Below are 23,318 nucleotides of genomic sequence, written 5' to 3'. Positions count from 1 at the left end.
GCATAGACACCTCCTTTAAAAAACTAACAAACATGAAAGTTCTTTATAGATTCAGAATACATCTAGACTAAATTGTCTACAAGGAAGCAATTTAACTCTCTTTTAAAATTTCTATATCTCCTTAAATCATGAAGATAATAAAAAGCTAACATTGATTTCTGTATCCATTTTTATAGCGAACAAGTGAGTTATGTTCATAGTGAAAACTTATGTGAAGACATCAACATAACAAGGAATTTTGCTAATTCCATAAAAAAACCGCCCCAGAAGGCGGTCGCTGAATTTTGACAGCGATATAGAAGTGTGGTGGAAACACTTCTATTCTTTAAATTATTTTTCTTCTTTTATAATTTTCATGAAGGGCTCTGATTTAAAGTAATTAATGATAAGTTCCCCCTCATCATGTCTCTGTACTTCTACTGGCTGAGTATGACCACTATCAAATTCACAGTTAAATTTAAAGTCTGGTGGAATAAATTTTGAAATAGGAGGAAGATGAGTCTCCCCACCTGTCGTCATTCTTTCTATAAATCCCGCTAACCATAAAATATATTCGTCTTTATTTTTATGGCTTGGCATTAGGCTAATATCAATCTTAACGGCGCATTCATCCAGTGGCTTTGTTAAACATTCTTCAAAGTCAATAAAGTTATATTTAAGCTTAAATTTTGTACCTTTAATCTCTTTACGGATTACGCCTATCAAGTTATTCAAATGTTCAGTCGGAGTATCAGAAAAAAGATTATTTTCTTCAATTTTTTTATATACCTTTTCAGCAATCATTAAATATTGTGGCATTTCCTATCTCCTTCCTTCTACCTTCCATTGTTTGGTAGGTTGCTTATGCAGCTTTTTAAGGAAGTATGATAGAAATCATGTGTTTTAATGTAGTAGTTAGTGTCCTCATTGTAAGTAATGTGAACTTGTGAAATTAGGGCGCATGTTAAAACACAACTTATAAAAATAAGGAGTAATATGTCACAGTTTTATAAGTGAAATTCATAAATTATCGAAATAATTTCTTGCAGTAAAATACAGCTCACACAATCAAAATGATTATTTAACACGCCGCTAGTAAAATTTTAATCTCTACTAATACATTGTTTTCATTATATTTTAATTTTATAGTTTTTTAGAGTACAACAAAATCATACAGTTATTGAGGTTTTTGACATATAAATTGAATATAAGAATGCTCTGATAGATCTAACTTGGATGCAAATTAAATGCTTACATGATCAATCAGCTATATGAGCAGTATAGTACTATGGCCTTAAGTGCTTGGGGTTTTACTGATTTACCTTCTTATACAGATACATACGATCCTAATGAGAAAGATATAGTGATAAAGACAAATAATTGGTTGAATGATGAGGCAGCAGAAGAAAAAACACGTCAGGGTCTTACCGCTTTTGTAGCCCTCGATGATGCATTTATGAGTATCGCTTCACGTATTTATTTAATTAGAAATGCCAAAGAAACCATAGATCTACAATATTACATTTGGACTAATGATTTTGTGGGTAATCTGATCTTGCATGAATTACTGAAGGCGGCAGATCGAGGCATAAAAGTCAGACTGTTAATTGATGATCAAAACGGTATAAAACTCGATGGCATATTAAGAAGCCTTTTACAGCATTCCAATTTTGAAATTAGGTTATTTAATCCTTATAAATTTAGATATTTAAGAATATTCGACTATATTTTTCGCTTCAAAAAAGTGAATCACCGTATGCATAACAAGCTCATAATTGCAGATGCTTCAATTGCAGTAACCGGTGGTAGGAATATCAGTAGTGAATATTTTGAAGCAAGCAGTAAGTTTCAATTTACAGATTTAGATATTTTGTTTTATGGAGATGCTGTACGGCATGCCCAAGCTGTATTTGCTGACTTTTGGGAAAGTACCTTAAGTGTAGACGCGACTAAAGTGATTGGTACTTGTGCTGAGCATCATTTAAAAGCACTAAGAGAGCATTACGAACAATTACACCATGAAAACCATAGTCTGACTGAAGATAAACTTTATGATGCTCAGTCTTATCTAAAAGAGCTTTTAGAGCACAACCCTATACAATGGTCTAAAGCACACTTTGTAGCAGACTCTCCCAAGAAAATTTTAGGTACCGCAGCTGAACATGAAATGCTGTATGGGCAAGTCATGTCTATTATGGGTAAACCCAAGCAGCACTTAGAATTAGCTTCTGCTTATTTTGTACCCACTCAACAAGGTACGTATTATTTGAAACAACTGCGAGTTGAAGGAATTAAAGTTCGTGCTTTAACTAACTCTTTTGCTGCGAATGATGTTGCGATCGTACATGCTTTTTATAGTCAATACCGTGTAGAAATGCTTAAAAATGGTATTGAGCTTTATGAGTTTAAACCTGTTTTAGAACGGCGACGTAGAACTTGGTACGAAATCGTAACGGGTAGCGTTATACCGGCAAAAGGTAAAAATAAATCAAGTTTGCATGCGAAATTTTTTGATGTAGATGGCAAAGTATTTATTGGTTCTTTTAATTTTGACCCTCGCTCTACTTATTTAAATACCGAAGTAGGTTTAGTCATTGAATCTAGCCAATTACAAACTCAGATTTCCGTTATGTTAGATCAACATTTACCTCAAGTGGCCTATCAGTTAAAACTAAATAGCCAAGGTGAAATTACTTGGCTAGATTACCAGTCGAATGGGCAAGTCATTGAATACGATAAAGACCCGGGAACCAGCCGTTTTCAACGAACAATGATTAAAGCTGTTTCTTACCTGCCTATTGAGTGGATGATGTAAGTTTGAATATTACAAGAAACCTATTTCATTAAAGAATTTTTGATAGGCTTCTGCTTTCTTCTCAAGCGCTAGTGGATATGCTCTAGAAGATGACGGTAACCGATATAAATGAATATTGCGGTCGGCAAAATAAGTTGTTGTCGATGTTCCAATTAAAGGTTTTTCAGTGTTCTCAGGTAAAACTGAAATTAAGGTATCAGTTGCTTTGTCCCCTGTAGTCATAATAGTTTGGCATAAAGGGATTTTTTGAAGCAAAGCCGCCAAGTCTGTGGGTGTGACAATTTCCAGAAATTTGTCGGAAGCATTACCTTTGAGGCGTTTAATTTGATAAGCCGTATCGAAAATGGCAATACCTGTTTCAGTTAAGAAGTTTCGGATACGTTCTTCATTAAATGTTTTCTGATTTTCGCTTAAAAAATAGGTCTTGTCTTGGAAAAAGATTAAGCCAAAAATTCTCCACATGTCATTTTGAAAGTTTGGATAATAAAAGTCCATCTTCCATTTATTACGAGGAGGTGGGAAACTCCCTAGCATTAATAAACGGGCATTTTCAGGTAAAAATGGTTGTAGTGGATGGGTTTCTATCTCAATTATCATAAAAAATCAGTATTTACTTCAAAAATTATAAGTAACTTAACGCATTTTTAGGTTAATCACGAGTCAAGAAATGCAAATTCACTTAATTAAATGCATTGAGGCGAAACATTTTGTTGTTTCGCCTCAATCATTTCGTTTATATGCATGTTAGTAACCAAACTGCTTAAGAGTTTAAAATTTTAAAGACTTTACCTGTTCTTGGATGGGCAAAGGTATTGTCTTGATCTAAATTGATAACTTTGTCTGAAATGACAATCTTCGAAAGTGGTAACCAGTTTTGCTCTACTTCGGTTGAAGCTAAATTTTTTTCCAACGCATTTTCAAAAATTTGCTCTACCACAATTTCCATACCACACATACTTTTTGCATTAACTTCTTTTAAAATATGACGTTTAGACATTTTAGTCTCCATTTTTTATTCTTAACGTTAAAGATAATAAAGGGAGTTTTGCTACAACATGTAAAATTTAGCATTTGAAGTGTTTTTTTTGTTTTAAACATATTTATTTAATAATTAAATGAATAGTGAAATAATTATTTAAAATAAAAATTAATATTAGATGAACTTGTAAAAAAAGTTTATTATTTTAAATAAATTTAATTTATAGAAAATAATATTTAAAGGGCCCACGTATGAACCCCTTTATTTACTTTTAAACCTGTACAGCATTATCTAGAGAACTATCATCTTTGTTTTTATTATTATCTTTACTAATCAATGTGTCAGTATCGCTATCGGTACTAAAACTCTTACTATTTTTTTGCTTCTTCTTGTATACGCACATGCCAATGGCAATACCTGTTCCTAGTACTAAAATTGATTTTAACATTTTGCACCTCTTCAGTTGACGGAGAAACTTTTGAGAAATTAACTTAAATTAATAGCACATTATTTGTTATTTAAGGGCTTTGATTTGAGTCGCTTTTGTAAGGTATTTAATTTTTATGTTAATTGAAGAGTATAGTAGTTTCAAAAATAAATTTTGATACAAAGCAAAAAGCCTATTCTAAAAATGGAATAGGCTTTTTACTGTATTTCAGGATTAAGCAGTATTATTAATTGCTTTAAGCAATCTTATTTATCTTTAAATACAGTTCCAATGTATTTAATGCTGAACTTTTAGTCAAGATGGGAAAGGGACCATTTGCAATTAATTGGTCATTCTTGTGATGAAATTCTCATTTTTAAAATAAGCAATAAAAAACGCCCATTTCTACTTCTCAAAAAGAAATGGGCGCATGTGAAAACCACTAAAGACCTGAAATACCAAATGTTCTTACATTCAGTAATATTGATTCTAATTAATTTACCGAATGGTTGACAATTAAACCATTTGTACTTTTTTTAGTCATTTCGGCCAATAAAAAATGCAAAATAATTCGCTATTTTCAATATGTTTAGCAATAAATTATTTATCTAGAATGCGATTGAGTACGGTTAACCAGTTAGAAAAACAAATTTTTTCTATACTTTCATTGGAATAATGTCGCTTTTGCATTGCTTCAATAAGTAGGTGTAGTCCCCTTACATCTTCAATTTCATCGCTAATAAGTGCTCCATCAAAGTCGGAACCAAAACCGACATAATCTTCTCCCATTTGATCTATTAAATATTCAAGATGCTCTAAAAGTACATCAATAGATGTGTTGGCATCGCGCTGCCCGTCTTTACGTAAAAATGCAACGTCAAAATTTACCCCGACTATGCCTTTAGAGTCCCTGATCGCCCTAAGTTGGTCATCTGTTAGATTTCTGGCTTGTGGACATAAGGCATGTACATTCGAATGGGTCGCGACTATGGGCTGTTGAAGAATGTTAGCGGTATCCCAAAAAGCTCGTTCATTCATATGGGAAACATCAATCACCATTTTTTTATCAGTACAGCGTTTTATAAATGCTTTCCCCTCGTGTGTAAGGCCGGCTCCCGTATCTGGTGAATGGGGAAACTTAGCATTTAAACCATGTCCAAAACGACTGGGTCTATTCCAAAGCGGCCCAATGCTACGAAGCCCTGCATCATAAAATACATCGAGTAAATCTGGATTGTGCTGTAGTGCTTCGGCGCCTTCCATATGCAATACAATGGCTAACTTTTGTTTTGCTAAACAGTGCTGAATATGCTGAACAGTTGTGCAAATTTGAATATCGTTAGAATACTCGGCAAGTTGTTTTGCTAAATCGAGTTGTGCCAGACAAATTTGCTCAATTTGCTGTTGGGTAAAGTCAGACGCGTTTTGGTCAAATAGTTTGTTGGGATGATGCTGCTTAACATAATGAAAAGGCGGCAAGAAAATAGCAAACATCCCACCGACAAAACCCGCTTCTTGACAGCGTTTTAAATCGAGATGCCCTGCTAAACGTTCCTGAATAAAAGCCTGAGCAGGATTGCTATGATCACTTAACCACAAACGGGTTAATATATCATTATGGCCATCAAAAACAGGCAATATGCCATGGTTCATATCGGTTTTCTCATAGCTAATCATCTACAATATTTTGAACCGGAATGTTTTGTTGAACCGTAAATTGCTTTGAATTTTTAGTGTTACGGAATACCAGTTTTTCTAGAGTTGCATCGAATTCGCTCTCGGCACGTGCCTGTTCAATGAGCTGATGATACGGCGATTTACTACAAACAGGATCTGCATTACTTGCATCGCCTGTTAACATATAAGCTTGACAACGACAGCCACCAAAGTCGCGGTCTTTATCTGGACAACTACGGCATCCTGCTGGCATCCATGCATCACCACGGAAGTGGTTAAAACCGGTAGACTCATACCAGATTTTTGATAGGCTTTGTTCACGAACATTTGGGAAAGAAATCGGTAATTGTCTTGCTGCGTGACAAGGCAGAGCCATACCATCTGGAGCAACTGTAAAGAAAATTTTACCCCAGCCATTCATACAGGCTTTTGGTCTTTCTTCATAATAATCAGGCACTACAAAAATAAGTTTGCAAGGATGATTTTGCGCTTTTAACTTTTCCCGATATTCATTGGTAATACGTTCAGCACGTATGAGTTGTTCTTGTGTCGGTAATAAACCCTGACGGTTTAAAAATGCCCAACCATAAAACTGACAAATTGCTAGTTCGACTGTATCTGCATTGAGTTCAAGGCAAAGCTCAATAATTTTATCGATCTGGTCAATGTTATGCCGATGAATTACAAAATTGAGGACCATCGGATAATCATATTTCTTAACAAGTCGGCACATTTCATACTTTTGTTCAAAAGCATGTTTCGACCCAGCTAAAGCATCATTAACGACCGGATCACTCGCTTGAAAGCTGATTTGAATATGGTCTAGGCCAGCTTGCTTTAAATGCGAAATACGCTGTTCGGTAAGTCCCATGCCTGAGGTAATCAGGTTGGTGTAGAAGCCTAGTTGGTGTGCATGCGCCACAAGCTGTTCCAGATCTTGACGCACCAAAGGTTCGCCACCGGAAAAACCGAGTTGTACTGCCCCCATTTGACGCGCTTGATCAAAAACATCAAACCACTCTTGTGTGGTCAGTTCATTTTTATGCTGCGCGTAGTCTAAAGGGTTTGAGCAATATGGACATTGTAGCGGGCAACGATAAGTTAACTCCGCTAATAACCATAAAGGTAGGCCAACACCTTCTGTCATACTAAATCAATCCAGTGTTGTTGCTGGGCAACTAACATGTAATCAATAACATCGTTGTCAATTTCGGCTATATCGCCAAATTGTTGCTTGAGCTGGAAAATAATGGCAGAGACATTATTTTTCCCATCAATATACTGTCCAATGGCCCCTGCACTTTCATTTAATTTAATCATGCCTTCAGGATATAAAATGACAAAACTATTTTGAGCAGGCTCAAATTGAAAGCGATAACCTTGTCGCCATGTAGGCACAAGATTTACATCAAATTGTTCTTTATTCATTTAAATAGTCCTTTGTGCCATACCCGTTCTTGAGTCACGCTATGATATGGTGCTTCATTGTGTACGTATGCCAGTGTTAAGGCATCTAAAATGCTCCATAAAATATCCAGTTTAAACTGCAATATTTCCAGCATTCTTTGTTGTTGCTCATGAGTGGTAAATGAATCAAGCGTAATTGTTAAACCATGTTCAACATCACGGCGTGCTTGACTTAAACGAGAGCGGAAATATTCATAGCCCTTGTCATCAATCCAAGGGTAATGTTGTGGCCATGATTCAAGGCGAGATTGATGAATCTGCGGTGCAAATAATTCAGTTAAAGAGCTGCTTGCGGCTTCACGCCATGATGCACGACGTGCAAAATTTACATAGGCATCTACAGCAAAGCGAACACCCGGCAAAACCAATTCTTCGGAAATCACTTGTTCACGACTCAAACCTACAGCTTCGGCTAATCGTAACCATGCTTCTCGTCCACCACCGTCAGGATATTCACCATCTTGGTCAATCATGCGCTGAATCCATTCCTGACGTACGCGTTGGTCTGGGCAATTTGCCATGATCGCGGCATCTTTGAGTGGAATATTGATTTGATAATAATAGCGATTTGCAACCCAAGCCTGAATTTGTTGTTGAGTGGCTTTACCTTCATACATCATCACATGAAATGGATGATAGATATGATAATACTGACCTTTATCAATAATGGCCTGTTTAAATTGTTCGGTTGTTAAAGCTTCAGGTGTTTGAGTCATGTTTCACCTTAGAGTTCGATCTGCATGCCATCATAGGCAACTTCTACACCATGTGCTTTTAGTTCAGCAAATTGAGCAGAGTCTTCATTTAAAATCGGATTGGTATTGTTAATATGAATCAGCACTTTTTTGGGTGTATTGAGTTGGTTCAAATAAGACAGTGAACCGCCTTCCCCACTAATATATAAATGTCCCATTTCACGGCCAGTTTTTTTACCTACACCCGTTTGCTGCATTTCATCATCGGTCCAGAGTGTGCCATCAATCATGACGCAGTCAGAATTTTGCATAATCTGCATGATTTGATCATCAATCTTTCCAAGCCCTGGTGCATAAAACAACTGTTTTTGTGTTTTACGATCTTTGATGATTAAGGCAATATTGTCGCCCTCATGCGGGTCATGGCGATGTGGTGAATATGGCGGTGCCGCGCTTTGAATAATTAAAGGTAAAAATTCTAAATTTTCAAAACCATCAATTTTAAAAGCTTGTTTAGGATTAATTTCATTGTATTGAAGACCGCCATTCCAGTGCTTCAACATATTAAAGACTGGAAAACCTGTGGTCAGGTCTTGATAGACCATTTCTGTACACCACACATTCATTGGACAGCCTTCACGTAAAGTTAACAGTCCAGTGGTATGGTCAAGTTGGCTATCCATCAAAATAACGTTGGTAATGCCCGTGTCACGTAATTTACGTGCAGGTTGAGCTGTTTTAAAGTCAAATAATTGCTGACGGATATCTGGTGATGCGTTTAATAAAATCCAGTCTACGCCGTTTTCTGAAACCGCAATTGAAGATTGAGTTCGTACTTTGGCATTAATTTTACCTGTACGAACACCATGACAATTAGGACAATTACAGTTCCACTGAGGGAAGCCGCCTCCAGCCGCTGAACCTAAAATATAAATATACATAAAATTAATATCTTATTAGAAAGACATAAGCCCTAGAACAAAACTAGGGCTTATGTCAGATTTGAATAGAAATAATTAACGTGCTTCAAAGTACATTGTTACTTCAAAACCAATACGTAAATCAGTGAAAGCTGGTTTTGTCCATTGCATAAATTTTTCTCCAGTCAGGATTAATCTTGCGAAATGAATCACTTGATTAAATCTTATAAAGCAATTAAAAATTTATTCTAATTAAAAATGCCACGTTTGTAGATAAGGTTGATACAAGATATTGTTCGATAATTGTGTTTTTTGTCCAAATTTTAATAACTCCTTATCAATCAAAGGTGATTAAAAGGTCATAACAGACAAATATTCTGCTATGACCGAACTTTTACACGGCTAAGTTCATTAAGTATTGCTGTGCAATATAAAGATCTTGCTCTGGTTTAGGCTGACATTGCACCCAAGTTCCATCGGCTTGTAGTTCCCATGCTTGACGATTATCTTTTAGATAATTGTTTAGCCCATCTTCAATCACTTGTTTCTTTAATTTTTTACTTTCGATTGGGAAGCAGGTTTCGATACGAGAGAACAAATTACGTTCCATCCAGTCTGCACTAGCGCAAAACACTTTTGTATCACCATCATTATAAAAATAGTAAACTCGAGTATGTTCTAAATAGCGTCCAACAATTGAACGTACTCGAATATTATCGGACAACCCTGTAACTTGTGGTATTAAACAGCAAATTGAGCGAATAATTAAATCAATTTGTACACCCGCTTGAGAAGCTTTATAAAGCGCGCTGATGAGCTGTGGTTCAGTAAGCGCATTCACTTTAATGATGATGTGTGCTTTTTTGCCAGCAAGGCTATTTTTAATTTCTTGTTCAATAAGCTCTAGCAACTGAGAGTGCAAGGTAAAAGGTGCATGAAAAAGTTTCTTAAGCTTTGCCATTTTGCCCATACCGGTCAGTTCTTGGAAAATCTTATGTACGTCTTCACAAATTTCAGCATCACTCGTAAGCAGGCCAAAATCGGTATAAATTTTGGCATTCACCGCATGATAGTTGCCTGTACCTAAGTGGACATATCTTTTAATTTTGTCTTGTTCACGGCGAACAACTAAAATCATTTTAGCGTGAGTTTTATAGCCAACAATGCCATAAACGACAACTGCACCTGCTTCTTGCAATACGTTAGCTACTTCAATATTGGACTCTTCGTCAAAACGTGCTCGTAACTCAATAACAGCAGTGACCTCTTTACCGTTACGCGCCGCTTCTGCAAGAAGTTGAACGATTTCCGAGTTGGCACCACTACGGTATAAGGTTTGTTTAATTGCCAAGACATTTGGGTCTTGAGCAGCTTCCCGAAGAAACTTAATAACGGGTGCAAAAGAATCAAATGGATGATGAAGTAAAACATCCCCTGCTTTTAACACATCAAAAATTGGCTTTTTGCTATAGAGAAGTTTTGGTAAAACCTGTTGATACGGTTTATAGCGCAACTCTGGCAAATCAAAGTTGGAAATAAAACGGGCTAAATTGACAGGACCATCGACGTAATAAAGATGTTCTGCATCTAAATCAAATTGCTCTAATAAATAGTTCGCAATTTCTTCAGGACATTTTTTTGCTACTTCCAAACGAACTGCTTGACCAAAACGGCGTGAAGATAATTCACCTTTTAAAGCTGCCGCCAAGTCTTCTACATCTTCAGAAACGGTTAAATCAGCATTTCGGGTCACACGAAATTGATGACAGCCTGTCGCTTTCATACCCGGAAATAAATCCGAAATATGCTGGTGAATAATGGCAGAGAGCAGAATGTAATGTTCTGCACCACCGGAAATATGCTCCGGAATTTTAACAAGTCTTGGTAAAGAACGCGGTGCCGGCACAATAGCTAAATCAATCTGACGTCCGAAAGCATCTTTGCCTTCCAAAGTCACAATGAAGTTAAGACTTTTATTAACTAACCGTGGAAATGGGTGTGCAGGATCAAGACTAATTGGTGTAACTACAGGTTGTACTTCTTTAAAAAAGTACTCTTTAATCCATTCTTTATGTTTTTCTAATATATCGCCGTGCTGAATAAAGTGGACGCCATAGCCTTGCAACTGTGGCAACAACGTATAATTTAAAATCTTATATTGCTCTTCAACGGCTTCATGAGCATTTTTCGAAATTTGCTTTAATACTTCTGGTAATGGCAGACCTTCTGGTCCAGTCGCTTGTGTCATTAGGCTAATTTTCTGGATTAAACTTGCCACACGAATTTCAAAAAATTCATCCAGATTACGTGAAAAAATAATTAAAAAATTTAAACGTTCAAGTAATGGGTGTTCAATATCTTTGGCCTGAGCGAGCACACGCTTATGAAACTCTAATAAAGAGAGTTCTCTATTGATATATGTCTCTAAATTATGCTGGTTTGAGCTAGATAATGTAGGTAATGATGTCATTCTTGACTCTTATAATGGATAAAAAGTGAACATGAATAAAAAAGATTAATTTAAAAATATATAACCGATTTTATTCACTGAACATTTTGTAACTGTTTTATTGCAAATTCATGAATTTTTTATGAAAAACTTAAAAATTAAGATCTATTTATGTGTCTTAAATATTTCCTTTTATTAGCTTATCTCTAATATTATCTTAGCATTAATTTTTTAAAGATCATCTGATTTTGATTAAGATTTAGTTTTCATCAAATATTCACACAGTATGCGTATTTTTTATGCATCTTAATTCACCAATTGATAAAAAATGACAACTTTAAATATATTATTTAAGACAACATCTTTATGTCTGGCGATGGCTTTATTAGCCGGTTGTAATGATAACAATGACAGTGATTCAAATACATCTGCGCCCCGAAGTAACCAGATTGTCGATATTTTAGCTTTTAATGACTTTCACGGAAATCTAGAGCCACCTAAACGCTACGTTGATGCCGCTAACCCTAATGACGCGTCTCAAACAGTTCGTATTCCAGTTGGTGGTGTGAGTTACCTTGCAGACGCAATTAAAAAACTTAGAGCTCAAAATCCAAATAATGCTGTTGTTTCAGCGGGTGATTTAATTAGTGCTTCGCCACTCACTTCTTCATTATTTTTAGATGAGCCAACCATTGACGTCATGAATGATATTCAAATTGACTTTAATGCAGTCGGTAACCATGAGTTTGACCGAGGTACAGATGAGTTACGCCGTTTGCAAAATGGTGGATGTCAACAATATACAAGTACAGCACCCTGCCAAATTAATAAAAACTTTAGTGGGGCGAAATTTAATTTCCTTGCAGCTAACGTCGCAATGAAAAACGATGCAAGTAAAACTATTTTTCCAGCTTATAAAGTCAAAATGTATGGCGGAATTCCAGTAGCATTTATTGGTTTAACACTTAAAGCGACTCCAAGTATTGTTTCTGCAGCCGGCATTAAAGATGTTGAATTTCGCGATGAAGCGGATACGGTCAATGCGCTAATTCCTGAACTACAAAAACAAGGAATTCAGGCAATTGTTGTGGTTGTTCACGAAGGTGCTGCACCAAGTACTAAACTTAATGAAAAAACTTGTGATGGCTTAAGTGGACCTATTTTAGGTATTTTAGATCGCTTAAATCCGGCAGTTGATATTGTTGTTTCAGGGCATACGCATCAATCTTATATTTGTGACTATGCAACTAAAAATCCAGCTAAGCCATTCTTACTTACTTCAGCTGGCCAATACGGCACACTTATTACCGATATTAAGATTGAGCTAGACGGTAAAACTGGCGATATCATTAAAAAAGATGCTAAACAAATTCCGATTCAAAGTGAGGCCTATACTTCAGGCACAACGACCGTAAGCCTTACAGATCTTTATCAAAAATTTAGTAAGACACCAAGTATTGAAGCGATTTTAGATAAATACCGTCAGGCGGTAACAACCATTTCTGGACGCGTAGTTGGAACTTCTACTGCCGTTGTGAGCCGTACTCAAGTCGAAAGTGGTGAAAGTCCGTTAGGTGATATGATTGCCGATGCACAACAAGCCTCTGCTCTTAAAGCAAGCGACCAAGGTTCAGACTTTACACTCATGAACCCAGGTGGTGTACGTGCCGACCTCTTAATTAATAACAATAACCAAATTACTTTTGGTGATATTTTTGCGGTTCAGCCTTTTGGTAACTCTATTGTGACATTGAGTTTAACTGGTAAACAAATTCGAGATGTGCTTGAGCAACAATGGTCTGGTGGAAATGCAAGTTCTCCTAAAATTTTACAGCCGTCTAAAGAGTTAAGTTATCAATATTCAGCAAATACAACTATTTCACCGAGAGCAAGCAATATTATGGTGGCAGGCTCTCCATTAGTTGACACCAAGGTGTACCGTGTAACGGTAAATAGTTTCTTAGCAGATGGTGGTGACAACTTCACTGTATTAAAAGATGGCCAGAACCGCGTTGGTGGTGGTCAAGATATTGATGCCTTTGAAAGCTATGTTGCTAAAAATTCTCCACTCATTATTCCGTCTACAACTCGAATTAAAGTCATCAAATAATTTCATTTAATGACGTATAAAGGACAGTACTAAGCTGTCCTTTATTTTTATATGAAAATTTAAACTAAATTTTTATTCAGTATAGAGGTTAAGTTCTACACTGCTGATGTCAGCTCCAGTATTTGCAAAAATAATATCCATAACTTCGTATAATAGTTCATTCACTTTTTCATGCTCAAAGCTTGAAGTTTCAGCAGTTTTTAGAGAAATCAGGTTACAGCTCATTTTATCTTTTCTGAGTTTATAAATACTTTTACTTTTTCCCAAGAACACTCTTTTAACAAGTTTTCGATTTTCAAACTCAGATAAAATTCGGTAAATGGTCCCTAGCGTTATTTTATGTTCATTTTTAATTTGTGCATAAATACTATCTGCACTTAAGCCGTGTGGATTCTGATTTAAAATTTCAAAAACCTGTATTCTCGATTTTTTTATCGGTAGTCCATTTAATAAGGATTTTGATATTGTCGTCATGTTAATTAACCTGAATGTTTAGAAATATAGGAATTTTTAAAAATTATTTTGTCTATATTTACTTGAAATCATGGGTGTTTTACTAAAAAACTCAAAGCCTATTCCCCTATGAATAAGCTTTGAGACTAGATTTAGCTTAGAAACTATAAGTCGCTTTTAAGAAGTAATTGCGGCCATAAAGTTTGGTATTAAAGGTTTTGTTTTTATCCTCCAAATCAACATCTGTCAGGTTTTTTACACCATAGTCCAGTGTTAAACGTGGCGTAATAGGAGAAGTAAATGTCACGTCATAGGTGGTATATGCTGGCAACTCCTTAGTTGCAGAGTACATTTGTTTGCCTACATAACTCACGCCTGCATTGACACGAAAGTCTTGAACTGGCGCCCAGGAAATAGAGCCATTGGCAAGCCATTCTGGACGTTCGGTTAAGTCTTTACCTGTGGTTTTATTTTTTGCGTCGAGATAAGTTGCGTTTGCCTTAACACCTAAATTGTCAGTGAAATCATATCCACCTGTAAGCTCAACACCTTTCAGTTTTGCGCGGCTCACATTGGTCCAGATTTTTCTAAAATCACCTACTAAACGCGGGTCACCATCACTCAAGGTAATTGCTTCAATCAAGTTCTTCACATCGTTTTGGAAAACTGTAACGCCAGCATTCCAGTTTGGACGGGTCACAATTAAGGATGCTTCATAGTTTGTACTTTCTTCGGGTGCTAAATTTGGATTACCTCGAATATGACAGCTACCACCACATGAAATCATCGAGTAGTTAATGTCTAACTGAGCAGGAGCCGGAACTTTATAAGCTTGTCCCACGCCACCTTTAAGTATGACTCCTTCAGCGAGTTGATATGCTAAATAGGCTTTACCTGTGGTTTTACCATCAAAGTCATCAAAATCGTCGTAACGACCACCTAATGTTAAGGTAAGTGCGTCATTAATATGGGTATCGTTTTGAACAAATATACCGTAGCTCTTTTGCTGATTCTTTCCAGTGCCGATATAACTTACGACATCTGTAATTTTCTGATCTTTATAATCAAAACCACTGGTCGTATTATTCATGAGCCAGTCAAAGTTGGCAAAAGCACGGCCAATTAAATTTTCTTGTTTATAGTGACGGCTTTGAGGCGCATCGTATTCACTGTCATAGTCATAAATTTTGGCGGTTTCTTTACCGATATAAGCTTCTGTTTTACCCCAAGCCCATTTACCACGGTGAGCAATCCCCACATTGGTACGTTTCATTTCTGATTCTTGAATGGAGGTAGCTGCATCTTGAGTTAGCGGGCGTTTATCGTTGTTATAGCCCAAATCTAGATCTAAGGTTTGCTGGTCATTAATATTCCAGCTTAAAGTACCATTTACGTTTTTGGTATCTTTTTCTACAAAATATGCACCATCTGGATCTGGCTGGCCCTTTCTATACCATGCATCGCGGTTATAAGCATCACCTGCCAGAGTGAAACTTAAATTATCGGTTAAACCACCGTATAGGTTAAACCCGTAACGGTACTGGTTTTTACCATCACCACGGTCTGCTCGGTTATATTGACCAAAAATAGAACCGTGTAATTGTCCATCTTCTGCTTTTTTTGTAATGATGTTAATGACACCGCCCATCGCATCTGCACCATAGAGAGATGACATTGGCCCACGAATCACCTCAACACGCTCAATACTATTTAAAGGAATCGCACTCCAGTCAAAGTCATTGCCTCGCCACATGGCACCATTAGATGACATGCGTTTACCGTTTAAAAGAATTAAGGTGTAGTTCCCTGAGGTATTCAGCATTCCCCGTATAACGATTTTATCTTGGCCACTGTTATAGTTATAAACCCCAGCTTGTTTTTGTAAAACATCGGCAAGGCTGAGTGCCGCGCTACGTTCAATATCTTCACTTGTGATTACACTAATCGATGCAGGTGCTTTATCTACATCTTGTTCTTTTAAAGCAGCAGAAACCACAATAGTTTTAAGTTTTTGAACAGGTTCATTTGTGTCCTGTTGGTCAATATCGGTATTTGCTTGGACTGCAAATGGAAGCAGTGTTGAGAGGGCGACCACCAGCGCCTTTTTTGTTAACGTCATTTCTCGGTCCTTATACTTTATAACGATTACCATATGATAATTGTTATCATTTATGATGTGCCGAGCATGATAGCCCCATGACTTTTATTGTTCAAGATAAAAGTAATTATTATTTATATAATGATAATCATTATTGTTTGTTTAGTTTAAAAAAGTTAATATTACAATTTGGTGTGCCTAAAAACCTATTGAAAACAAGCTTAAAGTAGACATAACAATGCTCTCTCGATTTTTTATTTATCACCCTATTTTTGTATCTGTCATTGCCATCACTATTCTTATTTTTGGTTTTTTTTCTATTCGTGCAATGCCGGTTGAGCGTTATCCAAACTTAGCTCCTCCAAGTGTCACAGTGATTGCTAATTACCGAGGTGCATCTGCTGAAACTGTTGAAGAAAGCGTAATTCAGGTTTTAGAACAACAAATTAAAGGACTAGATAACTTACTTTATTTCACATCAAATAGTGAATCGTCAGGAACGGCCAGTATTGATATTCATTTTAAAATTGGTACAGATATCGATAAGGCACAATTACAAGTACAAAATCGCATTAACAGTGCATTAAACCGTCTACCTGAACAGGTCCAACGACAAGGGGTAAATATTTGGAAAACCACAGGTGATATGCTGTTAATTGTGGGGCTATACGATGAAACAGGAAAAGCCAGCAATATCGAATTATCGGACTATATGGTTAATCACTTTGAACAACCACTCTCACAATTGCAAGGAATTGGTGAAGTGGATGTGTTTGGTTCAAGTTATGCGATGCGTATTTGGCTAAATCCAAATCAACTTAGAAATTATCAACTTATGCCGAGTGATATTGAACAGGCACTTGAAGATTACAATACTCAAATTGCTGCTGGCTCAATTGGTGCCATGCCTTCTGCTTCTGATCAGAATATTTATGCCAAAGTTACTGCTGGTTCTCGATTAAAAACAGTCGATGATTTTAAATCGGTTGTCGTTAAAGCTAATGTAGATGGCAGTCTGGTTTATTTAAAAGATGTGGCGAGAGTTGAATTAGGCGCCGAAAACTATGAAAGTATCAATACGCTAAACGGCTACCCTTCCGCTGGTTTAGGTATTTCACTCAGTCCTGATGCGAACGCGATTGAAACCTCTGGTCTAATTAAAGCAAAAATTGAACAGCTCAAGGAGCATCTACCTACTGGATATAAAATTGTTTATCCACGTGACAATACACCGTTTATTGAAGAGTCCATTAAACAAGTCATCATTACTCTGCTTGAAGCTGTGGTGTTGGTCGTCATTGTCATGTATCTCTTTTTACAAAATTGGCGCGCTACACTTATTCCAACCATTACTGTACCTATTGTGATTTGCGGTACCTTTGTTGTGTTGTATTTGTCTGGAATGAGCATTAACACCCTTACCCTGTTTGCACTGGTTTTAGCGATTGGATTATTAGTTGATGACACGATTGTAGTGGTTGAAAATGTTGAACGGCTTATGCATGAACAACATTTAAGTGTTCGGGATGCATGCTTAGCATCGATGCAGGAAATTACTGGTGCATTGATTGGTATTACCTTGGTACTAACAGCCGTATTTATCCCGATGGCTTTTTTTAGTGGTTCAACGGGTATGATTTACCGCCAGTTTTCAATCACCCTAGCGGCTGCGATGTTGTTATCTTTATTGGTAGCCATGTTTATTACGCCAGCTTTGTGTGCTGTCTTATTAAAAAAACAAACTCAAAAACCTAAATGGGGACAAAAACTTGAGACTTTGCTTGAAAAAGTTAAAGTTGGTTTTAGTTTTTTAGCAACAAGTTTAATCAAATTTAAAGCACTTTCATGTCTTGTCGTGTTAGCTTTAGTTGCTGTTTTAATTGTGATTTACCGTAGTTTGCCGACGAGCTTTATTCCAAATGAAGATCAAGGTTTGTTGGCTGTGCCTTATAGTTTGCATAACAGTGCTTCTATGAGCCAAACACAAGAAGTAGGTAAACTGGTCAATAACTATTTCTTTGAACATGAAGCTAAAAATATTAATACCGTACTAGTAGTTAATGGACAAAACTTTTCAGGAAGTGGTCCAAATTTAGGCATGGCCTTTGTTTCCTTAAAGCATTGGAATAAACGTAAAGGTGAAGCTAATACTGCAAGTGCTATTCGTGAACGTGCGCAAAATTACTTGCAAAAAAACTTACCAGCTAAAGTTATGGTGGGTATGCCTGCAAGTGTTTCTGGTTTGGGCCAATCTGATGCTCTAGAACTTTGGCTCAGAGATGTAAATGGTCAAGGACGCAATGAACTCATTAAACAATATAAAGCTTTAGAAAATGAATCTCGCAATTATCCTGCTTTTGAAAATTTAAGCCCGCTTGTAAGTGAGAATAAGGCTGAGGTTTTCATTCAGCTCGATCAGAATAAAGCCAAAATATTAGGGATTGATCAACAAGCGATTCGCTCAACCCTATCAACTGCTTGGGGTGGAAACTATGTGGGTGATTTTGTTGAAAGAGGCAAAATTAAACGAATTATTATGCAAGGTGATGCTGAATTTCGTTCTAAACCTGAAGATTTAGCTTATTGGCACGTCCGTAATAATACAGGTGGAATGCTTTCTCCTGCACATTTTGGTCGAAGCGAATGGATTGGTGGCCCAGAGACCTTAACGCGATTTATGGGGCTTGCTGCCATACAACTTGAAGCAAATGTCAGTTCTGGCTTTAGTTCAGGTCAGGCGATGCAACAGTTAAGTGATATGGTGAGCAAACAGTCTGGTGTAGATGTCGCATGGAGTGGCCTCTCTTTACAAGAGCAGCAATCGAGCCAACAAGCCTTATTTTTATACATTATCTCTATTTTATTTATTTTTTTATGTTTAGCCGCTTTATATGAAAGCTGGAAAGTACCTCTTATTATTTTACTAGGACTTCCACTAGGAATTACTGGAACTCTTGTATTTGCTCAAATCTTTAGCTTACCAAACGATGTGTATTTCCAAATCGCGTTACTAACGGGTATTGGTTTGTCTTGTAAAAATGCGATTTTAATTGTAGAGTTCGCAACTAAAGCCATAAAACAAGGTAAAGGCTATGTTACTGCTGCGTGTGAGGCTTTAGCTTTACGCTTACGTCCAATTTTAATGACGTCTTTAGCTTTTGGTGCAGGTGTTATTCCCCTTGTCGTTGCTACAGGTGCTGGTGCCGTGAGTCGCCATGAAATTGGTATGAGTGTATTTGGCAGTGTAGTTATAGGAACTTTACTGGTGCCTGTATTTACGGTCTTTTTCTTTGTTTTGGTACATAGTTTACCGGTTTTAAAATGGTCGCTTGGCCGTGTATTTAGATATAGAAAAGACCATTCATCTTTATAAAATAAAAAAAGCAGATCAATGATCTGCTTTTTTTATCATTTGAATTTAAGCGACTAGTTTCTCAATCCATACTTCTAATGTAGGTTGTTCTGCCAAATCTTCAAAGCTTACCTGAGCACCATAAGCCTGCCATTTACCCACTAAAGTCATTAAGCGAACTGAATCAAGCCCAAGCATGAGTAAATCATCATTTAACTGAATGTCTGAAGCTGGAATTTGTAATTGTTCACTTACCGCGAGAACAATTCCTTCTGGGGTTAATGGCGAGGTTGCTTGTTCGAGTTCCCAAGCACGAGTCACTTGTTGAGTTGTCATCACCTGAGCACAACGTGTACTCGCATATTTTAATGCCATATCGTGCTCTTCGCGACTAAAGTCAGCGAGTGCATCTCCACATAAAAATGGTTGTATGTTTAGCATAAATGCTTCTGCGGCACTCATGAGACAGCCAATATGGGCATAAACACCACAAATAATAAGTTGATCACGGCCCGACTCACGCATGAGTTGTTCAAGTGGGGAAAACTTAAATGCGCTATAACGCCATTTTGTTAAAACAGTATCATTTTTCTGAGGCGAGATTTCCGGCAAAATCTGAGTAATATACGGATCATCTTTTAACCCGGTTCCCCAAAAATCGGTCAATAGTTGGCGATGTTCAGGTGTCTGATTACCGGGCTGTGCAGTATAAACCACTGGAATATTAAATTTACGTGCGGTTTCAATCAGTTCTTTGGTATTTCTAATGAGCTCGGGAATAGGTGCTTGAGTTTGGTCATAAAAATCTAAAAAATACTGCTGCATGTCATGGACCAGTAACACGGCGCGATTGGTATGTAACTGCCAATGGGTTTTATTGGGCGTAAACTCATGGGCTTGAGGCATACTGTAGCTAGCAATTTTGGGAATACTCATTAAATTTTCCTTTTTTATCTTTAGGCAAGAACATTGGTTTTAGTTTCAAGTTGTTGACGTAATCTTTTTTTGTCGATTTTTCCAAAAGCTGTATATGGAAACTGCTCGATAAATTCGACGCGATCAGGAATTTTGTAGGTAGCAAGCCCATAGTCTTTCAGATGTTGTCGAACTGACATCGCAAGGCGAATTGGATTTGGATCATCGGGTTGTGATTGCCATGCCACGAAAGCACAACTTTTTTCACCCATAACTTCATCGGGCATAGCAACCAGCGCTGCCAAGCGGATTTGTGGATGAGTTAATAACGCTTGTTCCACTTCTTCAGTCGCAATTTTTTCACCAGCACGATTAATTTGTTCTTTTGAACGCCCTTCCACAACAATGCAGCCATCTTCACGGATACGGACTAAATCGCCTGTGCGATAAAAACCGTCTGGTGTAAAAGAACGAGCATTATGCTCCGGTGCTTGGTAATAGCCGCGAATGGTATAGGGGCCACGAGTGAGCAAATGCCCTACTTGTCCAGCTTCTACGGGTTGGTCATAATCATCTAGTACTAAAATTTCATCATCTGGCGAGATTTTTAAACCTTGGGTATGAATAATTTGTTCTTTTGACATGCCAAAACGGGTGTAGTTCACAAGCCCTTCAGCCATTCCAAAGACTTGTTGCAAACTAACCTTAAACTCATCAATTAAACGTAAGGCAACAGCATTGGGTAAGCGTGCTCCACCGACTTGCAAGCAGCGTAGAGTTGATAATATTGGATCTTGATCTTTGGCTGCTTTGTCCATCCACGGTCGAACCAATGCAGGAACTAAACAAGCATCTGTCACACCGTGTTTTTTAATAAGTGGGAATGCAGTTTCAGGGCTTGGATCTGTACCTAAAACCACCGCGCCGCCAGCATAAAAAATGCCTAAAGAACCAGCCGAGCTCATTGAAAAGTTATGTGCCGCAGGTAAAACCATCAATAAACGTGAAGTCTGATTGAGTTCGCAAATTTTGGCACTTTCACGCACACTGTATAGATAATCATCATGAGTACGTGGAATCAGTTTTGGAACACCTGTGCTACCCCCCGAAAGCTGTAAAAAAGCCACTTGATCTGCTGTAGTTGGCGAGATTGCTTCCGCTAGAATTTCTGTTTCTTTTAATAGATTTTCGATAGCAACAAAATTGCCAGCATCTCCAAGTACAAATACATACTCTAAGCAAACTGCTGTTTGCTGAAGCTTTCCGGCAAGCTCTCGGTAGTCAAATTTTTGTGCACCAAAATCAGAACAGAAATAAGCTTTTGCTTGCGTTTGTTTAAAAAAGCTACTGAGTTCAGCATATCGATGGGCAGGCAATGACATGATAGGTAAAGCACCTAATCGAATCAGGGCGAAAAATAGAACACAGAACTGATAGTGGTTTGGCATTTGTACGACGGCTTTATCACCCGCGCGTAAGCCATATTGATATAAATGGCTTGCACAACAGTCAACTAAGTTGTCAAATTTTTCATAGCTAACAGCTTTATCTCCATCATAAATTGCAATATTTTTCGCATACTTTTGAGCACTTTCCCGTAAAAAGTCACTCAGATTTTGCCCAATCCAATAGCCTTTTTTACGGTAAGCCATGGCAAATTCTTCTGGATATGGTACAGCGCCCTCTAAATACTTTATTGTTGTCATCTGTATATTCCTTATCGTGGTAATTGGTCTGGTGAAATGTGCAGGCCATCAAGTACAGTACGGAACTTTGCAGCAGTTTCAGCATGTTCAGCTTGTGGACGTGAGGCTTCCACAATTCCTGCACCGGCAAATAAACGGGCAATATTTTGATAAATACGAGCACAGCGCACGGTCACAGACCATTCACCATTACCTTCGGCGTCGGCCCAACCCATGGTTCCAGCGAATAGTTCACGATTAAATGGTTCAAGTTGCTGAATTAAATTTTTTGCTACGGAGCTTGGCTCACCACAAATTGCAGGTGTTGGATGTAGACGTTCAATTAAGTCAAAAACATGAGTATCGGCTTGCTTAAGCTCGCCCGTAATGTGTGAGGCCAAGTGCCAAAGACGTTTGGTGCGAATAAGTGAAGGTTGTTTGGGCACATGTAGTTGCTTGCAGAAAGGAGTGAGTTCATCGGCAATCATTTCGATGACAAGAGCATGCTCATGTTGATCTTTTTGTGAAGCCAGTAAAGCTCTTGCATTATTTTGGTCAACAATTGGATCATCATCGCGTGCTAATGTGCCCGCAACAGGTTTACTCCAGATTTTATTATTTTGCTTTGCAATTAATAGTTCAGGACTTGCACCAACAAACCAACCTTCGCTTTGAGGGTGTCTTGCAACTGCATAGTTATATCCTTCAGGATTATGCTTGGCCAAGTTATAAAATACATCTGAGACTGGAAGATTCTCTTCAAATTCAAGTTGTAAAATACGAGCAAGTACTGCTTTATCTAGCTTTTGTGCCCGCATTTGTTGTACTAAATATTCAACCTGTTGTTTATAGTGTTCACCTGAAGGTAAATAATCGGCCTGCTTTAAGATTAAGTCATCAAGATTAATATCAGTTTGTGAAAATAAAGCTTTCTGGTAAACCTTGGCATCTTGCATTAGCATTAAATTGACATCTGCCGATGAACTAAATGGCAACCCACCCATAACCTTGGCATCGCTATAACCATCTGCAATTGCTTGTTGTAATTGTAGACGGGCTTCGTTTAGCCACTCTTTTAGCTGAGTGTCTTTTGTAACCTCAATATCTTTAAGTTTTTGATGACTCGATATGATGTATTCAGGAGTCGTAAATATAAAACCAGCGTTATCAGTGCAATTTAAAACTTCTTTTGCGAGTGTAATTCTGCTTTCAGTAAAATTTTCTCGTTGGATAAAATACGGATGCTGTACCGACATCTCGCAACTCCTTATAAAATTATTTTGTTGTGATGAATTAA

Annotated in this window: 19 protein-coding genes and 1 pseudogene; 3 read left to right on the top strand and 17 right to left on the bottom strand. The window is 37.4% G+C overall.

The window, feature by feature from the left end:
• Positions 1 to 330: 330 nt before the first annotated feature.
• Positions 331 to 798, bottom strand: coding sequence for a hypothetical protein (locus ABLC00_RS09350; RefSeq protein ID WP_006580909.1), 468 nt, complete (start codon positions 796 to 798; stop codon positions 331 to 333).
• A gap of 436 nt (positions 799 to 1,234) precedes the next feature.
• On the opposite strand from ABLC00_RS09350, the gene ABLC00_RS09345 reads away from it, so the two are divergent.
• Positions 1,235 to 2,794: a phospholipase D family protein gene (locus tag ABLC00_RS09345; protein ID WP_002084057.1), complete on the top strand. Its 1,560-nt coding sequence runs from the start codon at positions 1,235 to 1,237 to the stop codon at positions 2,792 to 2,794.
• 9 nt (positions 2,795 to 2,803) lie between these two features.
• Here the strand turns inward: ABLC00_RS09345 and ABLC00_RS09340 are convergent, their stop codons facing one another.
• From ABLC00_RS09340 to ppk1, 10 genes are all read right to left on the bottom strand, one after another.
• Positions 2,804 to 3,391 (bottom strand): uracil-DNA glycosylase family protein, encoded by a 588-nt coding sequence (locus tag ABLC00_RS09340; protein ID WP_000582748.1) that lies wholly within the window; start codon positions 3,389 to 3,391, stop codon positions 2,804 to 2,806.
• A gap of 163 nt (positions 3,392 to 3,554) precedes the next feature.
• Entirely contained in the window at positions 3,555 to 3,791 is a 237-nt protein-coding gene (locus ABLC00_RS09335; RefSeq protein ID WP_000044007.1) for a hypothetical protein, read from the bottom strand.
• A 253-nt stretch (positions 3,792 to 4,044) separates the two neighbouring features.
• A complete protein-coding gene (locus ABLC00_RS09330; protein WP_000920232.1) occupies positions 4,045 to 4,221 on the bottom strand; it encodes a hypothetical protein in 177 nt (58 codons plus the stop codon).
• A 579-nt stretch (positions 4,222 to 4,800) separates the two neighbouring features.
• Positions 4,801 to 5,853, bottom strand: a complete 1,053-nt coding sequence (locus tag ABLC00_RS09325; protein WP_004887232.1) for a dipeptidase — start codon at positions 5,851 to 5,853, stop codon at positions 4,801 to 4,803.
• 16 nt (positions 5,854 to 5,869) lie between these two features.
• Positions 5,870 to 7,024 (bottom strand): pyrroloquinoline quinone biosynthesis protein PqqE, encoded by a 1,155-nt coding sequence (gene pqqE / locus ABLC00_RS09320; RefSeq protein WP_004887235.1) that lies wholly within the window; start codon positions 7,022 to 7,024, stop codon positions 5,870 to 5,872.
• Positions 7,021 to 7,305, bottom strand: coding sequence for a pyrroloquinoline quinone biosynthesis peptide chaperone PqqD (pqqD, locus tag ABLC00_RS09315; protein WP_004887236.1), 285 nt, complete (start codon positions 7,303 to 7,305; stop codon positions 7,021 to 7,023). The genes pqqE and pqqD overlap by 4 nt, the downstream gene beginning before the upstream one ends.
• Complete coding sequence (pqqC, locus tag ABLC00_RS09310) at positions 7,302 to 8,060, bottom strand: pyrroloquinoline-quinone synthase PqqC (protein ID WP_000195110.1); 759 nt, start codon at positions 8,058 to 8,060, stop codon at positions 7,302 to 7,304. The genes pqqD and pqqC overlap by 4 nt, the downstream gene beginning before the upstream one ends.
• Positions 8,061 to 8,068: 8 nt before the next feature.
• Positions 8,069 to 8,980, bottom strand: coding sequence for a pyrroloquinoline quinone biosynthesis protein PqqB (gene pqqB, locus ABLC00_RS09305; protein ID WP_004887239.1), 912 nt, complete (start codon positions 8,978 to 8,980; stop codon positions 8,069 to 8,071).
• Between the two features lie 75 nt (positions 8,981 to 9,055).
• Complete coding sequence (gene pqqA, locus ABLC00_RS09300; RefSeq protein ID WP_001982218.1) at positions 9,056 to 9,130, bottom strand: pyrroloquinoline quinone precursor peptide PqqA; 75 nt, start codon at positions 9,128 to 9,130, stop codon at positions 9,056 to 9,058.
• 223 nt (positions 9,131 to 9,353) lie between these two features.
• Positions 9,354 to 11,429 carry a polyphosphate kinase 1 gene (gene ppk1, locus ABLC00_RS09295; protein ID WP_004887241.1) on the bottom strand — a complete coding sequence of 692 codons (2,076 nt, stop codon included), beginning with the start codon at positions 11,427 to 11,429 and terminating at the stop codon, positions 9,354 to 9,356.
• Positions 11,430 to 11,736: 307 nt separating this feature from the next.
• Between ppk1 and ABLC00_RS09290 the strand changes: the two genes are divergently transcribed.
• Complete coding sequence (locus tag ABLC00_RS09290; protein WP_033847065.1) at positions 11,737 to 13,518, top strand: bifunctional UDP-sugar hydrolase/5'-nucleotidase; 1,782 nt, start codon at positions 11,737 to 11,739, stop codon at positions 13,516 to 13,518.
• A 72-nt stretch (positions 13,519 to 13,590) separates the two neighbouring features.
• Here ABLC00_RS09290 and ABLC00_RS09285 read toward each other — a convergent pair whose 3' ends face one another.
• Both ABLC00_RS09285 and ABLC00_RS09280 read right to left on the bottom strand, forming a co-directional pair.
• A complete protein-coding gene (locus ABLC00_RS09285; RefSeq protein WP_032048208.1) occupies positions 13,591 to 13,992 on the bottom strand; it encodes a transcriptional repressor in 402 nt (133 codons plus the stop codon).
• A 136-nt stretch (positions 13,993 to 14,128) separates the two neighbouring features.
• On the bottom strand, positions 14,129 to 16,090 hold the full coding sequence (locus tag ABLC00_RS09280; RefSeq protein ID WP_033847066.1) for a TonB-dependent siderophore receptor: 1,962 nt from the start codon (positions 16,088 to 16,090) through the stop codon (positions 14,129 to 14,131).
• 217 nt (positions 16,091 to 16,307) lie between these two features.
• On the opposite strand from ABLC00_RS09280, the gene ABLC00_RS09275 reads away from it, so the two are divergent.
• The gene (locus tag ABLC00_RS09275) at positions 16,308 to 19,442 is read left to right on the top strand and encodes a multidrug efflux RND transporter permease subunit (protein WP_348941222.1); all 3,135 of its coding nucleotides are present in this window, start codon (positions 16,308 to 16,310) and stop codon (positions 19,440 to 19,442) included.
• 45 nt (positions 19,443 to 19,487) lie between these two features.
• Here ABLC00_RS09275 and ABLC00_RS09270 read toward each other — a convergent pair whose 3' ends face one another.
• From ABLC00_RS09270 to ABLC00_RS09255, 4 genes and pseudogenes are all read right to left on the bottom strand, one after another.
• Positions 19,488 to 19,757: a phosphopantetheine-binding protein gene (locus ABLC00_RS09270; RefSeq protein WP_227501432.1), complete on the bottom strand. Its 270-nt coding sequence runs from the start codon at positions 19,755 to 19,757 to the stop codon at positions 19,488 to 19,490.
• Positions 19,740 to 20,357 (bottom strand): annotated as a pseudogene (locus ABLC00_RS09265) (isochorismatase family protein); the annotation flags it as partial. The pseudogene ABLC00_RS09265 and the gene ABLC00_RS09270, both read right to left, overlap by 18 nt.
• A 20-nt stretch (positions 20,358 to 20,377) precedes the next feature.
• Positions 20,378 to 22,042 (bottom strand): (2,3-dihydroxybenzoyl)adenylate synthase, encoded by a 1,665-nt coding sequence (locus ABLC00_RS09260; protein WP_033846275.1) that lies wholly within the window; start codon positions 22,040 to 22,042, stop codon positions 20,378 to 20,380.
• A gap of 11 nt (positions 22,043 to 22,053) precedes the next feature.
• Positions 22,054 to 23,277 carry an isochorismate synthase MenF gene (locus ABLC00_RS09255; protein WP_032010386.1) on the bottom strand — a complete coding sequence of 408 codons (1,224 nt, stop codon included), beginning with the start codon at positions 23,275 to 23,277 and terminating at the stop codon, positions 22,054 to 22,056.
• Positions 23,278 to 23,318 lie beyond the last annotated feature (41 nt).

This window comes from Acinetobacter nosocomialis, from assembly GCF_041021905.1.
GTDB lineage: Bacteria > Pseudomonadota > Gammaproteobacteria > Pseudomonadales > Moraxellaceae > Acinetobacter > Acinetobacter nosocomialis.
This window is presented reverse-complemented; position numbering and strand designations above follow the sequence as displayed.